Origin of the sequence: Streptomyces virginiae (assembly GCF_000720455.1) — a bacterium.
Classification (GTDB): Bacteria; Actinomycetota; Actinomycetes; order Streptomycetales; family Streptomycetaceae; genus Streptomyces; species Streptomyces virginiae.
Genome location: NZ_JOAK01000002.1, coordinates 273,436 through 293,894, shown reverse-complemented (window position 1 = coordinate 293,894; position 20,459 = coordinate 273,436). Strand labels below are relative to the sequence as shown.

The 20,459-nt window shown below is 70.4% G+C and carries 22 protein-coding genes; 13 read left to right on the top strand and 9 right to left on the bottom strand.

The features are described from left to right. Window positions 1-14 precede the first annotated feature (14 nt). A complete protein-coding gene (locus IG86_RS0104325) occupies window positions 15-470 on the bottom strand; it encodes a MarR family winged helix-turn-helix transcriptional regulator (protein WP_030819344.1) in 456 nt (151 codons plus the stop codon). A 79-nt stretch (window positions 471-549) separates the two neighbouring features. Between IG86_RS0104325 and IG86_RS0104320 the strand changes: the two genes are divergently transcribed. The 4 genes from IG86_RS0104320 to IG86_RS0104305 all read left to right on the top strand — a co-directional run bounded on the left by IG86_RS0104320 (window position 550) and on the right by IG86_RS0104305 (window position 3,526). Then, window positions 550-906 carry a DoxX family protein gene (locus IG86_RS0104320; protein ID WP_244305768.1) on the top strand — a complete coding sequence of 119 codons (357 nt, stop codon included), beginning with the start codon at window positions 550-552 and terminating at the stop codon, window positions 904-906. Window positions 907-960: 54 nt separating this feature from the next. After that, on the top strand, window positions 961-2,043 hold the full coding sequence (locus tag IG86_RS0104315) for an aldo/keto reductase (RefSeq protein WP_030819341.1): 1,083 nt from the start codon (window positions 961-963) through the stop codon (window positions 2,041-2,043). 21 nt (window positions 2,044-2,064) lie between these two features. Next, window positions 2,065-2,658, top strand: a complete 594-nt coding sequence (locus tag IG86_RS0104310; protein WP_030819339.1) for a TetR/AcrR family transcriptional regulator — start codon at window positions 2,065-2,067, stop codon at window positions 2,656-2,658. Window positions 2,659-2,803: 145 nt separating this feature from the next. Then, window positions 2,804-3,526, top strand: coding sequence for a VC0807 family protein (locus tag IG86_RS0104305; protein WP_030819337.1), 723 nt, complete (start codon window positions 2,804-2,806; stop codon window positions 3,524-3,526). A 78-nt stretch (window positions 3,527-3,604) separates the two neighbouring features. Here the strand turns inward: IG86_RS0104305 and IG86_RS0104300 are convergent, their stop codons facing one another. Next, complete coding sequence (locus IG86_RS0104300; protein ID WP_030657204.1) at window positions 3,605-4,987, bottom strand: glycine--tRNA ligase; 1,383 nt, start codon at window positions 4,985-4,987, stop codon at window positions 3,605-3,607. 155 nt (window positions 4,988-5,142) lie between these two features. Here IG86_RS0104300 and IG86_RS0104295 point away from each other — a divergent pair, with 155 nt between their 5' ends. Genes IG86_RS0104295 through IG86_RS0104280 form a run of 4 tightly spaced genes read left to right on the top strand, consistent with a single transcriptional unit; the run spans window position 5,143 to window position 8,269 of the window. Continuing rightward, the gene (locus IG86_RS0104295; protein WP_030894749.1) at window positions 5,143-6,117 is read left to right on the top strand and encodes a metal ABC transporter substrate-binding protein; all 975 of its coding nucleotides are present in this window, start codon (window positions 5,143-5,145) and stop codon (window positions 6,115-6,117) included. Then, entirely contained in the window at window positions 6,117-6,935 is an 819-nt protein-coding gene (locus IG86_RS0104290) for a metal ABC transporter ATP-binding protein (protein ID WP_385871132.1), read from the top strand. Before IG86_RS0104295 ends, IG86_RS0104290 begins: the two co-directional genes overlap by 1 nt. Continuing rightward, window positions 6,935-7,798, top strand: coding sequence for a metal ABC transporter permease (locus tag IG86_RS0104285; RefSeq protein ID WP_030894747.1), 864 nt, complete (start codon window positions 6,935-6,937; stop codon window positions 7,796-7,798). Before IG86_RS0104290 ends, IG86_RS0104285 begins: the two co-directional genes overlap by 1 nt. A 42-nt stretch (window positions 7,799-7,840) precedes the next feature. Then, entirely contained in the window at window positions 7,841-8,269 is a 429-nt protein-coding gene (locus IG86_RS0104280) for a Fur family transcriptional regulator (RefSeq protein ID WP_078848072.1), read from the top strand. Here IG86_RS0104280 and IG86_RS0104275 read toward each other — a convergent pair. The 5 genes from IG86_RS0104275 to IG86_RS0104255 form a co-directional block, all read right to left on the bottom strand. Further along, window positions 8,266-8,802: a YcxB family protein gene (locus IG86_RS0104275; RefSeq protein WP_030819327.1), complete on the bottom strand. Its 537-nt coding sequence runs from the start codon at window positions 8,800-8,802 to the stop codon at window positions 8,266-8,268. The two genes, IG86_RS0104280 and IG86_RS0104275, sit on opposite strands and share 4 nt — an antisense overlap. A gap of 19 nt (window positions 8,803-8,821) precedes the next feature. After that, window positions 8,822-9,643: an isoprenyl transferase gene (locus tag IG86_RS0104270; protein ID WP_030819324.1), complete on the bottom strand. Its 822-nt coding sequence runs from the start codon at window positions 9,641-9,643 to the stop codon at window positions 8,822-8,824. An 11-nt stretch (window positions 9,644-9,654) separates the two neighbouring features. Beyond that, on the bottom strand, window positions 9,655-10,401 hold the full coding sequence (recO, locus tag IG86_RS0104265) for a DNA repair protein RecO (protein WP_030649778.1): 747 nt from the start codon (window positions 10,399-10,401) through the stop codon (window positions 9,655-9,657). Window positions 10,402-10,496: 95 nt separating this feature from the next. Next, window positions 10,497-12,038: a nucleobase:cation symporter-2 family protein gene (locus IG86_RS0104260; RefSeq protein WP_037847637.1), complete on the bottom strand. Its 1,542-nt coding sequence runs from the start codon at window positions 12,036-12,038 to the stop codon at window positions 10,497-10,499. Window positions 12,039-12,574: 536 nt separating this feature from the next. Further along, a complete protein-coding gene (locus tag IG86_RS0104255) occupies window positions 12,575-13,270 on the bottom strand; it encodes a TerB family tellurite resistance protein (RefSeq protein WP_030819320.1) in 696 nt (231 codons plus the stop codon). Window positions 13,271-13,420: 150 nt separating this feature from the next. On the opposite strand from IG86_RS0104255, the gene IG86_RS0104250 reads away from it, so the two are divergent. Continuing rightward, window positions 13,421-14,179, top strand: a complete 759-nt coding sequence (locus IG86_RS0104250) for an SDR family NAD(P)-dependent oxidoreductase (RefSeq protein WP_030819318.1) — start codon at window positions 13,421-13,423, stop codon at window positions 14,177-14,179. Between the two features lie 78 nt (window positions 14,180-14,257). Here IG86_RS0104250 and leuA read toward each other — a convergent pair whose 3' ends face one another. Beyond that, window positions 14,258-16,021, bottom strand: coding sequence for a 2-isopropylmalate synthase (gene leuA / locus IG86_RS0104245; protein ID WP_030894745.1), 1,764 nt, complete (start codon window positions 16,019-16,021; stop codon window positions 14,258-14,260). Window positions 16,022-16,427: 406 nt separating this feature from the next. Between leuA and IG86_RS0104240 the strand changes: the two genes are divergently transcribed. From IG86_RS0104240 to IG86_RS0104225, 4 genes are all read left to right on the top strand, one after another. Then, window positions 16,428-17,501, top strand: a complete 1,074-nt coding sequence (locus tag IG86_RS0104240) for a M4 family metallopeptidase (RefSeq protein WP_030819316.1) — start codon at window positions 16,428-16,430, stop codon at window positions 17,499-17,501. 9 nt (window positions 17,502-17,510) lie between these two features. Then, the gene (locus IG86_RS0104235; protein ID WP_030027862.1) at window positions 17,511-17,780 is read left to right on the top strand and encodes a protealysin inhibitor emfourin; all 270 of its coding nucleotides are present in this window, start codon (window positions 17,511-17,513) and stop codon (window positions 17,778-17,780) included. 27 nt (window positions 17,781-17,807) lie between these two features. Next, complete coding sequence (locus IG86_RS0104230) at window positions 17,808-18,635, top strand: GNAT family N-acetyltransferase (protein ID WP_030819312.1); 828 nt, start codon at window positions 17,808-17,810, stop codon at window positions 18,633-18,635. Between the two features lie 144 nt (window positions 18,636-18,779). Next, window positions 18,780-19,469, top strand: coding sequence for an SAM-dependent methyltransferase (locus IG86_RS0104225; RefSeq protein WP_030894742.1), 690 nt, complete (start codon window positions 18,780-18,782; stop codon window positions 19,467-19,469). 31 nt (window positions 19,470-19,500) lie between these two features. Here IG86_RS0104225 and era read toward each other — a convergent pair whose 3' ends face one another. Further along, entirely contained in the window at window positions 19,501-20,451 is a 951-nt protein-coding gene (gene era, locus IG86_RS0104220) for a GTPase Era (RefSeq protein WP_030649798.1), read from the bottom strand. Window positions 20,452-20,459 lie beyond the last annotated feature (8 nt).

Below are 20,459 nucleotides of genomic sequence, written 5' to 3'. Positions count from 1 at the left end.
CCGGGCCCGCGCCTCTACTCGCCGCAGTCGAAGTCTTCGGCCGAGGTGTTGACCCGGTCCAGGAGGGCGCGCAGATGGTCGCGCTCCTGGGCCGACAGGCTCGCGAACATGCCGTCCTCGACCTCGTCCAGGGCGGCGTTCGTCTTCGCCAGGGCGGCTTGCCCGGCGGGGGTGATGCCCACGTTGTGGCGGCGGCGGTCGGCGGGATCGCGGCGGCGTTCGGCGAGTCCTTCGCCCTCCAGGTCGTTGAGGACCCCGACGAGGACGCTCGGGTCGACCTCCAGCCGGTCGGCGAGCGCCCGCTGGCTGACGGGGCCGCCTTCCAGGTGCATGAGCGTCATCGCGTGCCGCGGGGTGAGCCCGGCCGCGCCGAGGGCCTGCTTCATGCGGGTCTGGGTGACCGCTCCGTGCCATGCCAGCAGCAGGCCCAGTCGCTGCGGCGGGTGCGATCCGTCCTGATCTGCCGTCATGGTCCACATCGTAGCGCCTGAGAAATGATTGCGATGGGCATATCGTTGATGCTATTCAATGATCTGACACCATCAATCGTTGGAGCTCCCCATGTTCATCGCCTACGCCGTCGTCGGCGGCCTGCTCGCCCTCGCCCTGACCGCCTCCGCCACCTTCACCCTGCAGCGCAACGACCAGATCGTCGCGAACATGCAGAAGGTCCAGGTCCCCGACTCCTGGCTGCCGCGACTGGCCACCCTCAAGGCCGCCGGCGCGGTGGGCCTGGTCGCCGGCCTGTGGGTCACTCCGCTCGGTGTGGCCGCCGCGGTCGGCGTGACCCTCTACTTCATCGGCGCGGTCGTCTCCCACCTCCGGGTCAAGGACTACGAACTCGCACCTGCGGCCGTCCTCGCCCTGGTCGCGGCGGCGGCGCTGATGCTGCGCATCCTCGCCTGACACTGACGGGTGACAGATATTGAAATCTGTCACCCGTCATGCCATTCTCGTTCCATGACGAAGAACGAGAGCATCGACGCGACCACCGCCGCCCCCGCCGGCGCCACCACCACGACCACCGCCCGCCGACGGCGCCTCGGCAGCACCGGCCCCTCCGTCTTCCCGCTCGGGCTGGGCTGCATGGGGATGTCCGCCCTCTACGGGGAAGCCGACCGCTCCGAGTCCATCGCGACCATCCACGCGTACCTGGACGCCGTCCCCGAGGGCACGAACACGCTGCTCGACACCGGCGACTTCTACGGCATGGGCCACAACGAGCTGCTGATCGCCGAAGCCCTGCGCACGGCACCCGCGGCGGCCCGCGACCGGGCGCTGACCAGCGTCAAGTTCGGCGCGCTGCGCACGGTGGAGGGCGGCTTCGCCGGCTATGACGGCCGGCCCGAGGCCGTCAGGAACTTCCTGGCCTACTCGCTCCAGCGGCTCGGCCGGGACCACATCGACATCTACCGGATCGCCCGCGTGGACCCGGACGTGCCGATCGAGGAGACCGTCGGAGCCATCGCCGAAGCGGTCCGGGCCGGGCATGTGCGCCACATCGGGCTCTCCGAGGTCGGCGCCGACACCATGCGCCGGGCCGCCGCCGTGGCCCCGATCTCCGACCTCCAGATCGAATACTCACTGATCTCCCGAGGGATCGAGGAGGAGATCCTGCCGACCGCCCGCGAGCTCGGCATCGGCGTCACGGCGTACGGCGTGCTGTCCCGCGGCCTGATCAGCGGTCACTTCACCCGCGACCGCGCCCTGGCCCCCGGCGACTTCCGCGGGATGAGCCCCCGCTTCCAGGGCGAGAACCTCGACCGGAACCTGGACCTCGTCGACGCCCTGCGCAAGGTCGCCGACGACAAGGGCGTGAGCGTCGCCCAGACGGCCATCGCCTGGGCGCTCTCCCGCGGTGAGGACATCGTGCCGCTCGTGGGCGCACGGCGCCGGGACCGCCTCACTGAGGCACTGGGTGCCATGGACGTCACTCTCGGCCCGGCGGACCTGGCCGCCATCGAGGAGGCCGTGCCCGCCGGTGCGGCGGCGGGCGACCGCTATCCGGCAGCGCAGATGGCCCACCTCGACAGCGAACACTGAGCTGACGGTACGGTCGTACCCATGCCACCCGCTGCCGCCGAGCCCCTCACCCCCGAGCGCATCCTCGAGACCACCGAGGAGGTGCTGCGGCGCTTCGGCCCCACCAAGGCGACCGTGGTGGACGTGGCGCGCGCCCTGGGAGTCAGTCACGGCAGCGTCTACCGGCACTTCCCCTCGAAGGCCGCGCTGCGCGAGGCCGTCACCGACCGCTGGCTCGCCAAGAGCGTCGTCGTGCTGGAGCAGATCACCTCGGCTCCCGCCGAGAGCGCGCCCTCCAAGCTGGAGGCGTGGCTGGAGGCCCTGTTCCAGGCCAAGCGCCACAAGGCCGGCGACGATCCGGAGCTGTTCGCCACGTACACGGTGCTCCTCGCCGAGAACAGCGGGACGGTGGAGCAGCATCTGACCGAGCTGATCGACCAGTTGGCCCGGATCATCGCCCAGGGCGTCGCCGACGGTTCCCTGGCGGCATCCGACGTACCGGCTGCGGCCCGTGCGGTCTTCGACGCCACCGGCCGTTTCCACGACCCGCAGTACGCGGCGGAGTGGTTCTCCCCCACCATCGTCGCGGAGTTCGAGGCGGTCACCGCTCTGGTGATCCGGGGCCTGCGCGCCTGACGCACGTCCGGCACCCACCGGATCACCCCGAACACGCCACCTGGCACGGCTTTGTGATCATTTTGGGCGCACCAGCCTTGTCCGTGGGCTGTCAAGATTCCTACGGTTCCCCTACCGGCTTCATCAGGCACTTCACGGGGGAACCATGTCCGCACAAGAAGCTCCGACAGAACGACCCGCGCCTCCGGCGCGTTCCGGCGGCGCGGCCGCGCTCGGCTGGATCCTGACCATCGGGCTCAACGTGGTCGCGCCGATCATCACGTACAACCAGCTGCACGACCACGGCTGGAGCGAGTTCAGCGCGCTCCTGCTCAGCAGCGCGTGGCCCGTGCTCGACAGCGCGATCCACCTGGCCTGGCGCCGCAAGCTCGACGAGTTCGCCGTCGTCACCCTGGTCTTCCTGGTGATCACGGCGGTCGTCTCGCTGATCGGCGCGCACTCGGCCCGCGCCCTGCTGATCAAGGACTCCGGCGTGACCGGGCTCTTCGGCCTGCTCTGCCTGGCCACCCTGCTCGCACCCCGGCCGCTGATGTTCTACTTCGGGCGGAAGTTCGCCACCGACGGCACTCCCGAGAGCACGGCCTGGTGGAACGGCCTGTGGCAGTACGAGGGCTTCCGCCGGACGATGATCGTGATGACCACGGTCTGGGGCGTCGTGTACCTGATCGAGGCGGGGGTGCGGATCGCCCTGGCCTACGTCGTGGACACCGACACGATGGTCGTGGTCAGCCCGGTCATGATCTACACGGTCCTCGGCTGCCTCGGCGTGTGGACCGCGCTGTACGGCAAGCGCTCGCAGGCCGAGGGAGAGAGGCGGGCCGCCGCCGCGGCCGAGGCTCAGGCCCAGGCGAACGCCTCGACGGCCTGACCGCAGGACGTACGACAACGACCGGTGGCCCGGCGCGCAGTGTGCGCGCCGGGCCACCGGTCGTTGGTGCGACGTCCGTCAGCAGCCGAGCAGGCGGCTGCCCAGGTAGCCCTGGATCTGGTCCAGGGAGACGCGCTCCTGCTTCATGGTGTCGCGCTCGCGCACGGTCACCGCGTTGTCGTCCAGGGTGTCGAAGTCGACGGTGACGCAGAACGGCGTACCGATCTCGTCCTGGCGGCGGTAGCGGCGGCCGATGGCGCCCGCGTCGTCGAACTCGATGTTCCAGTTCTTGCGCAGGTCGGCGGCCAGGCCCTTGGCCTTCGGCGACAGCTGCGCGTTGCGGGACAGCGGCAGGACGGCGACCTTGATCGGGGCCAGGCGCGGGTCGAGGCGCATCACGGTGCGCTTCTCCATGACGCCCTTGGCGTTGGGGGCCTCGTCCTCGTTGTAGGCGTCGAGCATGAAGGCGAGCATGGCGCGGTTCACACCGGCCGCCGGCTCGATGACGAACGGGGTGTAGCGCTCACCGGCCTCCTGGTCGAAGTAGGTGAGGTCCTGGCCGGAGGCCGCGGAGTGCGCCTTGAGGTCGTAGTCGGTGCGGTTGGCGACGCCCTCCAGCTCGGAGAACTCGCTGCCACCGAAGTTGAAGCGGTACTCGATGTCGGCGGTGCGCTTCGAGTAGTGGGACAGCTTCTCCTTCGGGTGCTCGTACCAGCGGATGTTCTCCTCGCGGATGCCGAGGTCGCGGTACCAGTTCCACCGCTCCTGCATCCAGTACTCCTGCCACTGCTCGTCCTCGCCGGGCTTGACGAAGAACTCCATCTCCATCTGCTCGAACTCGCGGGTGCGGAAGATGAAGTTGCCCGGCGTGATCTCGTTGCGGAAGGACTTGCCCATCTGCGCGATACCGAAGGGCGGCTTCTTGCGCGAGGTGACCTGGACCTGGGCGAACTGCGTGAAGATGCCCTGCGCGGTCTCGGGGCGCAGGTACGCCTTGGAGCCGGTGTCCTGGGTCGGGCCGAGGTGGGTCTCCAGCATGCCGGAGAACTGCTTGGGCTCGGTGAACTGGCCCTTCACACCACAGTTGGGGCAGTTGACGTCGGCCAGGCCGTTCTCGGGGAGGCGGCCGTGCTTGGCCTCGTAGGCCTCTTCGAGGTGGTCGGCGCGGTGGCGCTTGTGGCAGGAGGTGCACTCGGTCAGCGGGTCCGAGAAAGTGGCGACGTGGCCGGAGGCCACCCAGACCTCGGGGGCCAGGATCACGGACGAGTCGAGACCGACGACGTCCTCACGCCCGGTGACCATCGCCTTCCACCACTGGCGCTTGATGTTCTCCTTGAGCTCGACACCGAGCGGGCCGTAGTCCCAGGCAGCCCTGGAGCCGCCGTAGATCTCACTGCACGGGAAAACGAAGCCACGGCGCTTGCTCAGGCTGACGATGGTTTCGATCTTGTCGGCGGCCACGGTGCTCTCTTCATTACGAGGACGAACGGCGAAGTCTTTAGATTACCGGCGCCCGCACCCCCCCTTTCAAATCGGTTCCCCTTCCACGCCCGCCCACCCGGCCCTCCCACCTGGGTTTTTGACAATCGTTTCCATCTTTGATGAAAATGGATGTCATGAACGTACGACGCCTCATACCCACCGCCGCCCTCGCCGGCGCCGTCGCCCTCGGCGCCGCGGCCCTGACCTCCTGCTCCGGAGCGGGTGCCGTCGGCGGCGAGGACGGCAAGCTCGGCGTGACGGCGTCGTTCTACCCCCTGCAGTTCGTCGCCGAGCAGATCGGCAAGGAGCACGTGAAGGTCGACGGCCTGACCAAGCCGGGCGTCGAACCGCACGACCTGGAGATCACTCCCAAGCAGACCGCGCAGCTCGGCGAGGCCGACGTGGTCCTCTACCTCAAGAACCTGCAGCCCGCCGTCGACAAGGCCGTCGCCCAGTCCGGCGTGAAGAACATCGTCGACGCGGCCACCCTCACCGAGCTGGAGGCCCACGGCGCCTCCGGCCACGACCACGGCTCCGAGGAGGCCCACGCCGAGGGCGAGGGCCACGACCACAGCCACGGCGAGGGCGGAACCGACCCCCACGTCTGGCTCGACCCCGTCAAGTACGCGGAGATCGCCAAGGGCGTCGGCGCGGCCCTGGAGAAGGCCGACCCCGGCCACGCGGCGGACTACAAGAAGAACACCGACGAACTGGTCGGCAAGCTGGCCGCGTTGGACACCGAGTTCAAGGACGGCCTGAGGAACACGGCCTCCAGGACCTTCATCACCACCCACTCCGCCTTCGGGTACCTCGCCGAGCGCTACGGCCTCGACCAGGAGGGCATCTCCGGCGTCGACCCCGAGTCCGAGCCGAGCCCGGCCCGGATGAAGGATCTTCAGGCGGTCGCGAAGAAGGACAATGTCACCACCGTGTTCTTCGAGACGCTGGCCAGCGACAAGACGGCCAAGACCCTCGCCACGGACACCGGCCTGAAGACCGACGTCCTCGACCCGCTCGAGGGCATCACCGACACGTCCCAGGGCGCCGACTACTTCGAGGTCATGCGGTCCAACCTGAAGAACCTCCAGAAGGCACTCGGAGCCAAGTGATGACAGCAGCAACGGAGGCGCGAGCCATGCAGTCCCCGCCCCGACCGGCCGACGACCGGCCCGTCATATCCCTGCGCGGGGCCAAGGCCTCGCTCGGCTCGCGCCCCGTGCTGCGCGGAATCGACCTCACCGTCCAGCGCGGCGAGGTCGTCGCCCTGCTCGGAGCCAACGGCTCCGGCAAGTCCACGGCCGTCCGCGCCGTCGTCGGCCAGGTCCCGCTGACCGACGGCTCCCTCAGCCTCTTCGGCACCGACTTCAAGCGCTTCCGCGACTGGTCGCGCATCGGGTACGTCCCGCAGCGCACCACCGCCGCCGGCGGCGTCCCGGCCACCGTCCGCGAGGTCGTCTCCTCCGGCCGGCTCGCCCGCTCCCGCTTCGGGCTCCTGCGCAAGGCCGACAAGGAGGCCATAGAGCACGCCCTGGCCCTGGTCGGCATGGACGCGCACGCCGACGTCTCCGTGGACGCCCTCTCCGGCGGCCAGCACCAGCGCGTCCTCATAGCCCGGGCGCTCGCCGTCGAACCCGAACTGCTGATCATGGACGAGCCGATGGCGGGCGTGGACCTCGCCAACCAGGAGGTCCTGGCGAGCGCCCTGCGCGCGCAGGTCGCCGCCGGCTCCACCGTCCTGCTCGTCCTGCACGAGCTGGGCCCGCTGGAGCCCCTGATCGACCGCGCCGTCGTGCTGCGCGACGGCTGCGTCGTCCACGACGGCCCGCCGCCGGAGGCCGTGGGCCAGCACGCCCTGCCCGGCCACGACCACGTACACCCCCACGCGGCGCACGACGCCGAGCCCCTGCGGACGGGACTGCTGAGCTGATGGACATCCTCGACTACGCCTTCATGCAGCGAGCGCTGATCGCGGCCGCCCTCGTCGGCATCACGGCCCCCGCCATCGGCACGTACCTCGTCCAGCGCCGCCAGGCGCTCATGGGCGACGGCCTCGGCCACGTCGCCATGACCGGTGTCGCGCTCGGTTTCGTGCTCCAGACCAGCCCGGTCTGGATGGCGACGCTCGTCGCCGTCGTCGGCGCCGTCGGCATGGAGCTCATCCGCGCCCGCGGCAGGACCAGCGGGGACGTCGCCCTCGCCATGCTCTTCTACGGCGGCCTCGCCAGCGGCGTGATGATCATCAACCTCGGCGGCGGCCAGACGGCCAGCCTCCTGGGCTCCATGTTCGGCTCGATCACCACAGTCGCCACCGAGGACGTGACCGCGATGGCGATCCTCGCCGCGTTCGTCCTCGCCGTCGCGATCGGTCTGCGCAGGCAGCTCTTCGCCGTCTGCCAGGACGAGGAGTTCGCCCGGGTCACCGGGCTGCCCGTGCGCGCCCTGAACCTGCTGATCGCGGTCACCGCCGCAGTCACCGTCACCGTCGCCATGCGCATCGTCGGCCTGCTGCTGGTCAGCGCGATGCTGGTGATCCCGGTCGCCGCCGCCCAGCGGCTCACCCGCAGCTTCGCCACCACCCTGGGCCTGGCCATGGCCATCAGCGTGACCGTCTCCCTGACCGGCACGGCGGCCACCTACTACATCAACGTGCCCTCGGGCGCGACGATCGTGCTGCTCGCGATCGGCGTCTTCATGGTGCTGACCGCTCTCTCCGCCCCCCTGGCCCGCCGCCGGGCCAAAGCCGCCCTGGCGGTCGAAGAGGTCTGCACGCGCGACGATGTGAAGGTCTAGCGGGCTGGCACAATGGCCGCAGGCCTATACGAGGAGGAACCGGTGGCGACTGCGCCTGGCGAGATGAATACCGCGCCAGTACGAGGACGATCCACCCGGCAGCGGGCCGCGGTCGCGGCGGCGCTGGACGAGGTGGACGAGTTCCGCAGCGCCCAGGAACTCCACGACATGCTCAAGCACCGTGGTGACTCCGTGGGCCTGACCACCGTCTACCGCACCCTCCAGTCCCTCGCGGACGCCGGAGAGGTCGACGTCCTGCGCACCAGCGACGGCGAGTCCGTCTACCGCCGGTGCTCCACCGGCGATCACCACCACCACCTGGTCTGCCGCAAGTGCGGCAAGGCCGTCGAGGTGGAGGGGCCGGCCGTGGAGAAGTGGGCGGAGTCCATCGCCGCCGAGCACGGCTTCGTGAACGTCGCCCACACGGTGGAGATCTTCGGCACCTGCGCCGACTGCGCGGCCGCCGTCTAGAGCCTTCGCAGCTTCCGCCCGAGGAGCTCACGGATCCGGTCCAGCTCCTGGTCCGTCAGGGCGGCGCGCTTGGGCAGCCACAGCAGAGTGCCGTCCTCCTTCGTCAGGAGCAGGATCAGGTTCCGGCTCTCGCCGAAGCCCGCGCACTGGCTCCACAGGATCCGCGACGAGGTCCCGTCGGGCATCCGGGTCACCACTCCCGTGTCGGAGTGGATGCAGTGGTACTCGCGGTGCCGGGCCGCCCACTCGTACAGCCGGTGCGCCTGCCGGTCCAGGCTCAGGTACGCCCCGTACCAGCCGACGAGCGGCCCCAGAACGGCCAGCAGCAGCAGCTGCTCGGCCGCCATGCCCTGGACCGCCCCCAACGTGATGGGCACCAGGGGCAGCCCCAGCCACATCAGCATCCCGGCGCGGCCCTTCGCCGTCTTACGGGCGTACCACCTCATGGCCTCGCGGGCATCACCGGGCCGGGGGCTGTAGTACGCCTCGATCTCCGCGCCGACGGCCGGCTCCGCCCCGCCTGTGGTGTTCATGGGGGCAGAGCCTAGGGGGTCAGCCGGTGGAGCCTTCGGGCTGGTTGGGGACGGCGCCGCCGAAGCGGCGGTCGCGCTGGGCGTACTCCAGGCAGGCCGCCCAGAGGTTGCGCCGGTCGAAGTCCGGCCACAGCACGTCCTGGAAGACCATCTCGGCGTACGCGCTCTGCCAGAGCAGGTAGTTGGAGGTGCGCTGCTCGCCGCTCGGGCGCAGGAACAGGTCCACGTCCGGCATGTCCGGGTAGTAGATGTACTTGGCGAAGGTCTTCTCGTTGACCTTCGACGGGTCGAGCTTGCCCGCCGCCACGTCCCGGGCGATGGCCTGCGCCGCGTCGGCGATCTCCGCGCGGCCGCCGTAGTTCACGCAGAAGTACAGGGTCATGGCGTCGTTGTCGACGGTCTGCTCCTGCGCGACCTGCAGCTCCTGGACGACCGACTTCCACATCTTCGGCATGCGGCCGACCCAGCGGATGCGGATGCCCAGCTCGTTCATCTCGTCGCGGCGCCGCCGGATGACGTCGCGGTTGAAGTTCATGAGGAAGCGGACCTCGTCGGGCGAGCGCTTCCAGTTCTCCGTCGAGAAGGCGTACAGGGAGAGGTTCTTGACGCCCATCTCCAGGCAGCCCTTGAGCACGTCGAGCACGACGCCCTCGCCGACCTTGTGCCCCTCGGTGCGGGGCAGGCCGCGCTCCTTGGCCCAGCGGCCGTTGCCGTCCATGACGACGGCGACGTGGTTCGGGACCAGCTCGCCGGGGATCTTCGGCGGGACCGCGCCGGAAGGGTGCGGCTCGGGAACCTTGTACTCCCGGCGAGAGCGTCCCAGAATCCCGCGTCGTGCCATGTGCCCAGCTCCTATTTCTCGACGTATCGCAGGGAGCGTAGCCCGCGCTCCAGATGCCAGTGCAAATAGGCGGAGACCAGCCCGCTGCCCTCCCGCACGTGACGCGCCTCACACGCGTCGGCATGCCCCCAGTCGCCCGTCAGCAGGGCGCTGAGCAGGGCGATGGCCTCCGACGAGGGTACGACGCTGCCGGGCACGCGGCAGTCCCCGCATATGACCCCGCCCGCGGCGACGGAGAAGTGCCGGTTGGGGCCGTGGATCCCGCACTTCGCGCAGTCCTCGAAGCTGGGCGCGTAGCCGTTGACGGCGAGCGAGCGCAGCAGGAAGGCGTCCAGGATGAGGTGCGGTTCGTGTTCGCCGCGCGAGAGCGTGCGCAGGGCTCCCACCAGCAGCAGGTACTGCTGCACGGAGGGCTCGCCCTCGTTCTCGGTGAACCGCTCGGCGGTCTCCAGCATGGCGGTGCCGGCGGTGTAGCGGGCGTAGTCGGTGACGATGCCGTTGCCGTACGGGGCGATGATCTCGGTCTGGGTGCAGAGCGGCAGGCTGCGGCCGACCAGTTCGCTGCCGCGGGCGAAGAACTGCACGTCGGCATGGGAGAAAGGTTCCAGCCGGGCGCCGAACTTGGACTTCGTGCGCCGCACTCCGCGGGCGACCGCCCGTACCCGGCCGTGGCCCCGGGTCAGCAGCGTGATGATGCGGTCCGCCTCACCCAGCTTCTGGGTGCGCAGCACGATGCCGTCGTCGCGGAACAGACTCATGCGCCCATTGTCCCGTACGGGGATCCGCGCGCAGACAGCGACGACCCCTCGCCCGGACGTCGGTCCGGGCGAGGGGTCAGCACCCCTTGGGAGGGTCAGGGAGCGGACGGGGACGGCGTGGGGTCGGCGTCGTCCGCCTTCTCGGCCGAGGGGGCGGGGGAGGCGGCCTGGGCCGGTACCGCCGCGGGTACCTCGGGGGCGGTGGCGTCGGAGCCGGGCGCCGTGTCGACCTCGGCCTCGGCGAGGGCCTGGGCTCCCGCCTGCGGGGCGTCGTGGGCGTTGTCCTCGGCCAGCCCGTTGAAGATGAGGTTGAGCACGATGGCGGCCGTGGCGCCGAGGGTGACACCGCTGTTGAGGAGCGAGGACAGGTCCGCGTCCATGTGCTTGGTGAAGAACACCGGGACGGTCGCCGGGAGCAGGGCGAAGGCGAGGGAGACGCCGACGATCAGGGCGTTCTTCTCCTCCTTGAGGTCCACCTTGCCCAGGGTCTGGATACCGGCCAGGGCGACCATGGCGAACATGACGGTCGCTGCGCCGCCGAGGACTCCGTGGGGGACGGCGGCGACGATCGCGGCGGCCTTGGGCAGCAGACCGAGGACGATCATGAAGACACCCGCGGCGACGACCACGAACCGGCTCTTCACCTTCGTCATCCGCACCAGGCCGACGTTCTCGGCGAAGGCGACGTACGGGAAGGAGTTGAGGACACCGCCGAGGGCGGTGGCGGCGCCGTCGGCACGCAGGGCGCGTGCCACGGTCTCGCTGTCGACCTCTTTGCCGACGATGTCGCCGACGGCGTAGGTGTCACCGGTCGTCTCGACCATGGTGATCAGCATGACGATGAGCATCAGGACGATCGGGAACCACTCGAACTTCGGGATGCCGAAGTGGAAGGGGGTGGTGACGCCGATCCAGTCGGAGTTGCCCACGTCGCCGAACTTCGCGTCGCCGAGGAGGAAGGCGACCCCGGTGCCGACGACCAGGCCGAGGAGGATCGCGATGCTGGAGAGGAACGGCTTGCCGATCTTCATCAGGACGAGGATGAAGAGCATCGTGCCGCCGGCGTAGGCGAAGTTCTCGGGTTCGCCGAAGTCGGGGCTGCCGAGGCCGCCGGCGGCGTCGTTGAGGCCGACCGGGATCAGGACGATGCCCAGGACGGTGATCACCGTGCCGGTGACGACCGGCGGGAAGAGCCGCATGACCGTCCGGAACGCCTTGGCGGGCAGCCAGGCGAAGGCGAAGGTGGCGATACCGGCGGTTATGACCGCGCCGTAGATGACCAGCAGGGCGGCCGTTCCGCCGCCCGCTCCGAGGCCGATGGCGATCATCGGGGACACGGCGGTGAAGGTCACGCCCTGGATCAGCGGCAGTCGCGCGCCGATCCGGCCGATGCCCCAGGCCTGGATGATCGACGCGATGCCGCAGGTGAAGAGGTCCGCGTTGATCAGGTAGACCAGCTGTTCAGGGCTCAGCTTGAGTGCGCTGCCCACGATGATCGGGACGATCACCGCGCCGGCGTAGAAGGCGAGTACGTGCTGGAAGCCGTACAGCGCGAGCTTGGGGAGGGGGAGCACCTCGTCGACCGGGTGCGTGCTCTGCTTTCCGTCGGTGGAAAGCCGGGCGGCGACACGTGCCATCTCAGCCTTGCCCTTCAAGGTAGGTAAGTGAGAGGAGATCTGGTTATCCCTGGGCGAAGTGGGTCGTTAACCCGTTGGTTCGCCAGGGTTTTCAGTACGTTCACGTGGGTCGAAGTCCCGCTGTGCGGGGCGGCGGCTTCTCGGCGTGTGACCGGAATTGAACGCCTGTGGGGGGCTTCACAGATATCGTCGACTTCTACAAACTGTTGACCACACTCGGCTTCAGATCTGTAGATTTCTCCAGTGGTGGAGGATCCGGCACAGGGGTATGAGCCGGACCTTCCACAGGAGGGCGCCCCAGCCGCGCGAGTGCGAACCGCACCGGCCATGAGCTGCCACGACGCGCTTTGCGGCCCCTCGGCGACGCAAAGGAGAAGGGCCCGTTCCGGCGCCCTCACGGGCGGCCCGAACGGGCCCGGAGTCATCGACTCCGCTGTTCACAAAGTGTTCACCAGGCGAGATTTCGGCCTCCATGAGGCCGGATCGTTACGTCAGACCGACTCGTTCCGGACGGTTCCGGGCGGCGCCGGCGCTCCTCAGGGCGCGCGCACCGCCGACAGCAGCCGGGCCACCTCGTCCGCGCCGATCCGCAGCGCCGACCCGACGGTGGCGAGCACTTCGCGCTCGGCCGGGATGTACGGGCCGTCCGCGAGGGCGATCCGCGCGCCCTGGAGCAGGATCGATTCCCGGCCCGGGCCCGCCAGGTGCGGGGCGAGCGGCTCCAGGGCCTCGTGGAGCTCTATCGACAGCGCGGCCCCGCAGCACTCCGGGATGTCGTACAGCCCGAGCCGGCCCTCGTCCGTGGACAGCGCCTCCACGAGGGACTCCAGCTGCTCCTCGGTGCAGTCCTGGAAGCCCGCGGCCCGTACGGCGCACACGGCCGCCTCCAGCGCGCTGCGCGAGGCCGTCCCGCCCGCCGTGAGCACGGCCAGCGCCACGGTGTGCACGGCGTCCCGCAGGAGCGCGGTGAACCGGGTGGTGGTGAGGTGGTCCAGGACGTCGGTGCCGAAGCGCGCGCGGCAGCCCTGGCACTCGACGACGGGCCCCGCCTGCCCGCGCGGCAGCAGCGGCACCCCGAGGACGGTGAACCGGCGGCGGCCGGTGCGCCTGCGGTAGTTGCGGTCCCCACCGCAGTCCGGGCAGAAGAACTCCCCGTCACCCACGGTGCTCCAGGTGGTACGGATGCCCCAGACCGTCAGCTTCCGGCCGTCCCCACCCCGAACTGGCAGCACGTCGCACCTCCGTGGTCGTCCGGCAGCATCGCCGGGTTGGCGTGATGTTAGCCACATCGGTGAGGATGCGTCAGTCGTGCGACAAGACAACATGTCCCCCGCCCGGGAGTTGGCCGATCTGCACCCCCGGTTCCGCTTAGGGTCTGCCGCATGAACGAGAAGTCGTGTCTGGTGACGGGGGCCGCGAGCGGGATCGGCCGGGCCACCGCCGTGCTGCTGGCCCGCTCCGGGGCCCGGGTGACCGCGGCCGATATCAACGGCCCCGGGGTCGAGGCGCTGCGTACGGATCTGGCCGCCGAGGGCCACGCGATCACCGTGGTGCGCGGTGACGTCTCCGATCCGGACGACAACCGGGCGATGGTCGCCGCCGCCGTGGAGGCCTACGGGCGCCTCGACGTCGCCGTGGCGAACGCCGGGGTGCTCCCCCTTTCGGACGTCCGGGAGACCACCGCGCGGGACTGGGACCACGTCATGGCGGTCGACGGCCGCGGGATGTTCCTGACCTGCAAGTACGCCATCGAGGCGATGACCGCGCAGCCGCATCCCGGCGGGGCGCTGGTCTGCGTGTCCTCGATCTCGGGCGTGGCCGGGCAGGCCCGCCAGGCGGCGTACGGACCGGCGAAGTTCGTCGCGTCGGGGCTGACCAAGCACCTCGCGGTCGAGTGGGCGGCGCACGGGATCCGCGTCAACGCGGTGGCTCCCGGAACGATCCGAACGGAGCGGGTGATCGCGCTGCAGGACGAGCCGGGCGGGCCGGAGTACCTGGCGGAGGTCACGGGGGCGCACCCGATGGGCCGGCTCGGCGAGCCCGATGAGGTGGCCCGGGTCATCGCCTTCCTCGCCTCGGACGCGGCCTCGTTCGTGACGGGCGCCATCGTGCCCGTGGACGGCGGCTACCTCGCCCGCTGACGCCCACGCGGCCCGGAAGCCCGGACACGACGGAACCCCGCCCCTCCCGAGGGAGGAGCGGGGTTCACGTACGAGTGGTCAGCGGCCCGCGCGGTTGACGGCGGAGATGACCGCCTTCAGGGAGGCGCGGGTGGTGTTGGCGTCGATGCCGATGCCCCACAGGACCCGGCCGTCGATCGCGCACTCGATGTAGGAGGCGGCCACGGCGGACGCGCCCTCGCTCATGGTGTGCTCGGTGTAGTCCAGCAGGCGGGCGTCGACGCCGATGCCGGCCAGCGCGTCGAAGAACGCCGAGATCGGACCGTTGCCGGTGCCGTTCAGGACCGTCTCCACGCCGTCCACGATCGCCTCGACGGTCAGCGTGTCCGTGCCGTCCTTGTCGGTTGCCGTCGAGCCGGAGCGCAGCTGGATGCGGCCCCACGGGTTCTCCGGGTTGGGCAGGTACTCGTCGGAGAAGACGTCCCAGATCGCCTGCGGCGTGACCTCGCCGCCCTCGGCGTCGGTCTTGGCCTGGATGATCCGGGAGAACTCGATCTGCATGCGGCGCGGCAGGTCCAGCTTGTGGTCGTTCTTCAGGACGTACGCGATGCCGCCCTTGCCGGACTGCGAGTTGACCCGGATGACCGCCTCGTAGGAGCGGCCGACGTCCTTGGGGTCGATGGGCAGGTACGGGACCGCCCACTCGATGTCGTCGACGGTCTTGCCCTGGGCGGCCGCGTCGGCCTCCATGGCGTCGAAGCCCTTCTTGATGGCGTCCTGGTGGGAGCCGGAGAAGGCGGTGTAGACCAGGTCGCCCGCGTAGGGGTGGCGCGGGTGGACCGGCATCTGGTTGCAGTACTCGCTGGTGCGACGGATCTCGTCGATCTGCGAGAAGTCGATCTGCGGGTCGATGCCCTGGGAGAACAGGTTCATGCCCAGCGTGATCAGGTCGACGTTGCCGGTGCGCTCGCCCTGCCCGAACAGGCAGCCCTCGATGCGGTCGGCGCCGGCCATCAGGGCCAGCTCGGCGGCGGCGACGGCGGTGCCGCGGTCGTTGTGCGGGTGGACGGAGATGCAGATGTGCTCGCGGCGGGTCAGGTTGCGGGCCATCCACTCGAAGCGGTCCGCGTGCGTGGACGGCGTCGAGCGCTCCACGGTGGCGGGCAGGTTCAGGATGATCTCGCGGCCCTCGGCCGGCTGCCAGACGTCGCAGACGGCCTCGCAGACCTCCAGGGCGAAGTCCAGCTCGGTGTCGGTGAAGATCTCCGGGCTGTACTGGTAGCCGAAGGTGGTCTCCGGGCCCAGCAGCTTCTCCGCGTACTCCATGACCAGGCGGGTGCCGTCGACGGCGATCTGCTTGATCTGCTCCTTGGAGCCGCGGAAGACGACCCGGCGGAAGGTCGGCGCGGTCGCGTTGTACAGGTGCACGGTGGCGCGCTTGGCGCCGACCAGGGACTCGACGGTCCGCTCGATCAGGTCCTCGCGGGCCTGGGTCAGTACGGAGATCGTCACGTCGTCCGGGATCGCGCCCTCTTCGATGATGGAGCGCACGAAGGCGAAGTCGGTCTCGCCGGAGGACGGGAAGCCGACCTCGATCTCCTTGTAGCCCATGCGCACCAGCAGGTCGAACATCTCGCGCTTGCGGGCCGGGGTCATCGGGTCGATCAGCGACTGGTTGCCGTCCCGCAGGTCGGTGGACAGCCAGCGGGGGGCCTTGGTGACGCGGGCATCGGGCCAGGTGCGGTCCGGGATGTCCACCTGCTCGTACGAGCCGTACTTGTGGATCGGCATCCCGGAGGACTTCTGGGTTTGGGTCGCGTTCGTGATGGGCGTGGGGCGACCGACAAAAGGCTGCTGGCTCATGGCGTTGGGCTCCTCGCGTGTCCGCGGTAGTTCGCTGGGACGGCCGACGGCGGTCGTAAAAACCGCAACACCAAACTCCGCGGGGAGGGGGCCGGCCTACGACTACAGACCCTCGCCGCGGCAGCTAAGGAGAAGCAGCCCGAAACGCATGATGGGCCGAGCCTAGCCGAGCCGCGCCGTAACGCGAGGACCTGTTTCAGTATGCAAGACCCGCACATCCGATTTGCACCAAATGTGAGCCAAGCCTCGTTCACTCCGCACAGGTCGGGGCGATCCCCCGAAAGACCCTCCGGCCCGGCCGTGCGATCGCACCAGGCACGTTTCTGCAGCGGCGGGACGTGACACAACCGAATGAATCATGGTTGCACCTAGTGACATAAAGGTGACGCGGTGCCACATTGCCGGCATGGATGCCTCCCACGCTCACCGCCACCCCGTCTTCTGCACCGTCGTGCCGCCGCACCTCCTCGACAAGGCCGCGCTGTCCGGCGACACCCGGCGCGCCGACCTCGCCCAGCGCACCCTCGAACGCGACTCCCTGCTGCGCACCCGGCGCCGGGTCACGGCCGTGCGCGGGATCGTGCCCACGCTCGCCGCACCCGCCGGCGACGACCCGCAGCGGACGATCTTCGACGCCCAGCACCGCACCCAGCTCCCCGGGACGAAGGTCCGCGAGGAGGGCGACCCGCTGAGCAAGGACGCCACCGTGAACCGCGCCTACGCGGGACTCGGGGCGACGTACGAGCTGTTCCTGAAGGGCTTCGGGCGCCGCTCGATCGACGATTCCGGACTCCCGCTGGACGCCACCGTCCACTACGGCGAGGACTACAACAACGCCTTCTGGGACGGCCAGCAGATGGTCTTCGGCGACGGGGACGGGGACCTCTTCCTCGATTTCACCGTGTCGGTGGACGTCATCGGGCACGAGTTGACCCACGGCGTCACCCAGTACACGGCGAACCTGCGCTACCGCGGCCAGTCGGGCGCCCTGAACGAGTCCATGTCGGACGTCTTCGGCTCCCTGATCAAGCAGTACTCGCTGGAACAGACGGCCGAGCAGGCCGACTGGCTGATCGGCGCCGGGCTGCTCGGCCCCCACGTGACCGGGGTCGCGCTGCGCTCGATGAAGGCGCCGGGCACGGCGTACGACGACGACGAGCTCGGCAAGGACCCGCAGCCGGCCACCATGGACGACTACGTGAACACCCACAGCGACAACGGCGGCGTCCACATCAACTCGGGCATCCCCAACCACGCCTTCTACATCGCGGCGACCGAGCTGGGCGGCAAGGCCTGGGAGCGGGCCGGACAGATCTGGTACGACACCCTGACCGGCGGGGACCTCACCCCCAAGGCGGACTTCGCCGACTTCGCCCGGCTCTCGACGGCAGCAGCCGCCACCCGGTACGGGGACGGCGGGGCGGAGCACCAGGCACTCCAGAAGGCATGGTCGGCCGTGGGCGTCCCGCTCGCCGGGTAGAAAGCTCCCATGCGGATTCAGGTGGTACGGACGGGCGGCTTCGCGGGCATCGAACGCCGGGCCGAGGTGGACACCTCGGGCCTGCCGGACGAGGAGGAGTGGCAGGCCCTGGCCCAGCTCGCGCTGCGGCCCGGCCCGCCGGGCGACCCGGCGGACCGGGTGCGGGACGGCTTCTCCTACCGGATCACGGTGGACGGGCGGACGGTCTCCTGCGCCGAGCCGCGCCTGTCGGAAGCCCAGCGGGCGCTGATCTCACGGGTCCTGAAAGAAGGTGCCTGAAGGACGCCCCTTTGCTTGGATGGCCGGATGACCAATCCCATGATCGATTCCACGCTGTCCGAGCTGGAGCAGTACTACGACACGGTGCCGCGGGTGGGCGGCGCCCGGGCCGAGGACTTCGGGCCCCTGACCCTCTTCGTCCAGGAGGGCTCGGGCTGGCCGTTCTACGCGCGGCCCGCGCTCGGCGGCCGCGACGCGACCGCCGCCGACGTGGAGCGGGTGCTCGCCCGCCAGCGCGAGCTCGGCGTGCCCGAGGCCTTCGAGTGGGTCGCCGAGACCAGCCCCGCGCTGCGCGCCGCCGCGGAGGAGGCGGGGCTCCACGTCCACGCGCACCCGCTGATGGTGCTGGAGGCCGCCGAGGAGCTGCCCCCGCACCCGGAGGTACGGCTGCTCGACGCCGAGGACCCCCTGCTGGCGGCCGCGCTGACGGTCCCGGCGCTGGCCTTCGCCGAACCGGGGACCGCGTTGGGCGAGGCCGGGCCGGCGGAACTGTCGGCCGCGCTGGCGGACCCGTCGGTGGAGACCCGCCGGGCGAGCGTCTCGGCGAAGCTCGCCGCGGGCACCTCGGGGATGGCCGCGGCGGTGCGGGACGGCGTGGTCCTGTGCTCGGGCATGTTCAATCCGGTCGGAGACGTCGCCGAAGTGGTGGGCGTCGGCACCCTGCCGTCCGCCCGCCGTCAGGGCCTGGCCCTCGGGGTCACCGCGGCCCTCGTCGCGCAGGCCCGCGAGCGGGGCGCCCGTACGGTCTTCCTCTCGGCCGGCGACGAGGACGTGGCCCGGATCTACGCCCGCGCCGGCTTCCGCCGGGTGGCCACGGCCCTGATCGCGGAGCCGCCGGCGCAGCCCGCGGCCTGACCGACCGGTTCCGGCCGCTGCGGGGTCGGCCGGAGCCGTTCTGCCCGCACGGCCCCTGTTTGCCAAGTCGGCAACAATGTTTGCCAGTGAGTGCGAGGCGGGCGCAGCATCGGGGGCACGAGACGCCGAGCGGAAGAGGCCCCCATGCCGAAGCACGACCACCACACGCACGAGCACGCACACGAGAACGCGGCGGAGGACGGGAACGGCCCGGTCCCCGGCGGCGAGGAGTTCTGGGACGGGCGCTACAGCGAGAGCACGCGCATCTGGAGCGGCAATCCGAACGCCCTCCTGGTCCGCGAGGCCCAGGACCTCGCCCCCGGCCGGGCCCTCGACCTCGGCTGCGGGGAGGGCGCCGACACCGTCTGGCTGGCCCGCCGCGGGTGGCGGGTCACCGCCACCGACATCTCGAAGGTGGCCCTCGGCCGCGCCGCCGAGCACGCCGCCGAGGCCGGGGTCGCCGACCTCGTCGACTGGCAGCGCCACGACTTCGCGCAGTCCTTCCCCGAGGGGGAGTTCGACCTCGTCTCGGCGTGCTTCCTGCACAGCTACGGGGAGTTCCCGCGCGAGCGGATCCTGCGCAGGGCCGCCGCCGCGGTGGCCCCCGGCGGGACCCTCCTCGTGGTGGGCCACGCGGGGGGACCGTCGTGGAACCCGGACGCCCTCGCGGACATCCACTTCCCGACCCCGGAGGAGGTCCTCGCGCAGCTGGAGCTGCCGGAGGGCGGCTGGGAGGTCCTCACCGCGGCGGAGCACGTCCAGCCCATGACCGACCCCGAGGGCCGGCCCGGGACCCGTCCCGACAACGCGCTGAAGGTCCGGCGCCTCGCCTAGGTCGTGTCCGGGGCCGTGTCCGGGCGGCCGGTCAGAAGCCGAGCTTGCGGAGCTGCTTGGGGTCCCGCTGCCAGTCCTTGGCGACCTTCACGTGGAGGTCGAGGAAGACGGGGGTCCCGAGCAGCGCCTCGATGTGCTTGCGCGACTTCATCCCGACCTCCTTCAGGCGGGAGCCCTTCGGGCCGATGATGATGCCCTTCTGGCTCGGCCGCTCGATGTAGACGTTGGCGTGGATGTCGAGCAGCGGGCGGTCCGCCGGACGGTTCTCGCGCGGGATCATCTCCTCGACGACCACGGCGATGGAGTGCGGGAGCTCGTCGCGCACGCCTTCCAGCGCGGCCTCGCGGATCAGCTCCGCGACCATGACCATCTCGGGCTCGTCGGTGAGGTCGCCCTCCGGGTACAGCGGCGGGCTCTCCGGCAGCAGCGGCGCGATCAGGTCGGCCAGCAGCTGGACCTGGCTGTCGCCGACCGCCGAGACGGGGACGATCTCGGCCCACTCGAAGCCGAGCTCCTCGGCGAGCTGGTGGACCGCGATGAGCTGCTCGCCCACCTGCTTGGACTCGACCAGGTCGGTCTTGGTGATGATGGCGATCTTGGGGGTCTTCTTGATCCCCGCGAGCTCCTTGGCGATGAACTTGTCGCCGGGGCCCAGCTTCTGGTCGGCCGGCAGGCAGAAGCCGATGACGTCGACCTCGGCCCAGGTGGTGCGCACGACGTCGTTGAGGCGCTCGCCGAGCAGGGTGCGCGGCTTGTGCAGGCCGGGCGTGTCGACGAGGACGAGCTGGGCGTCGGGGCGGTGCACGATGCCGCGGACGGTGTGGCGGGTGGTCTGCGGCCGGTTGGAGGTGATCGCGACCTTGGTGCCCACGAGTGCATTGGTGAGGGTCGACTTGCCGGCGTTGGGGCGGCCGACGAAGCAGGCGAAGCCCGCACGGTGCGGGGCGGTGGACTCGGGGGAACGATCGCTCATACGGGCCATTCTCCCCG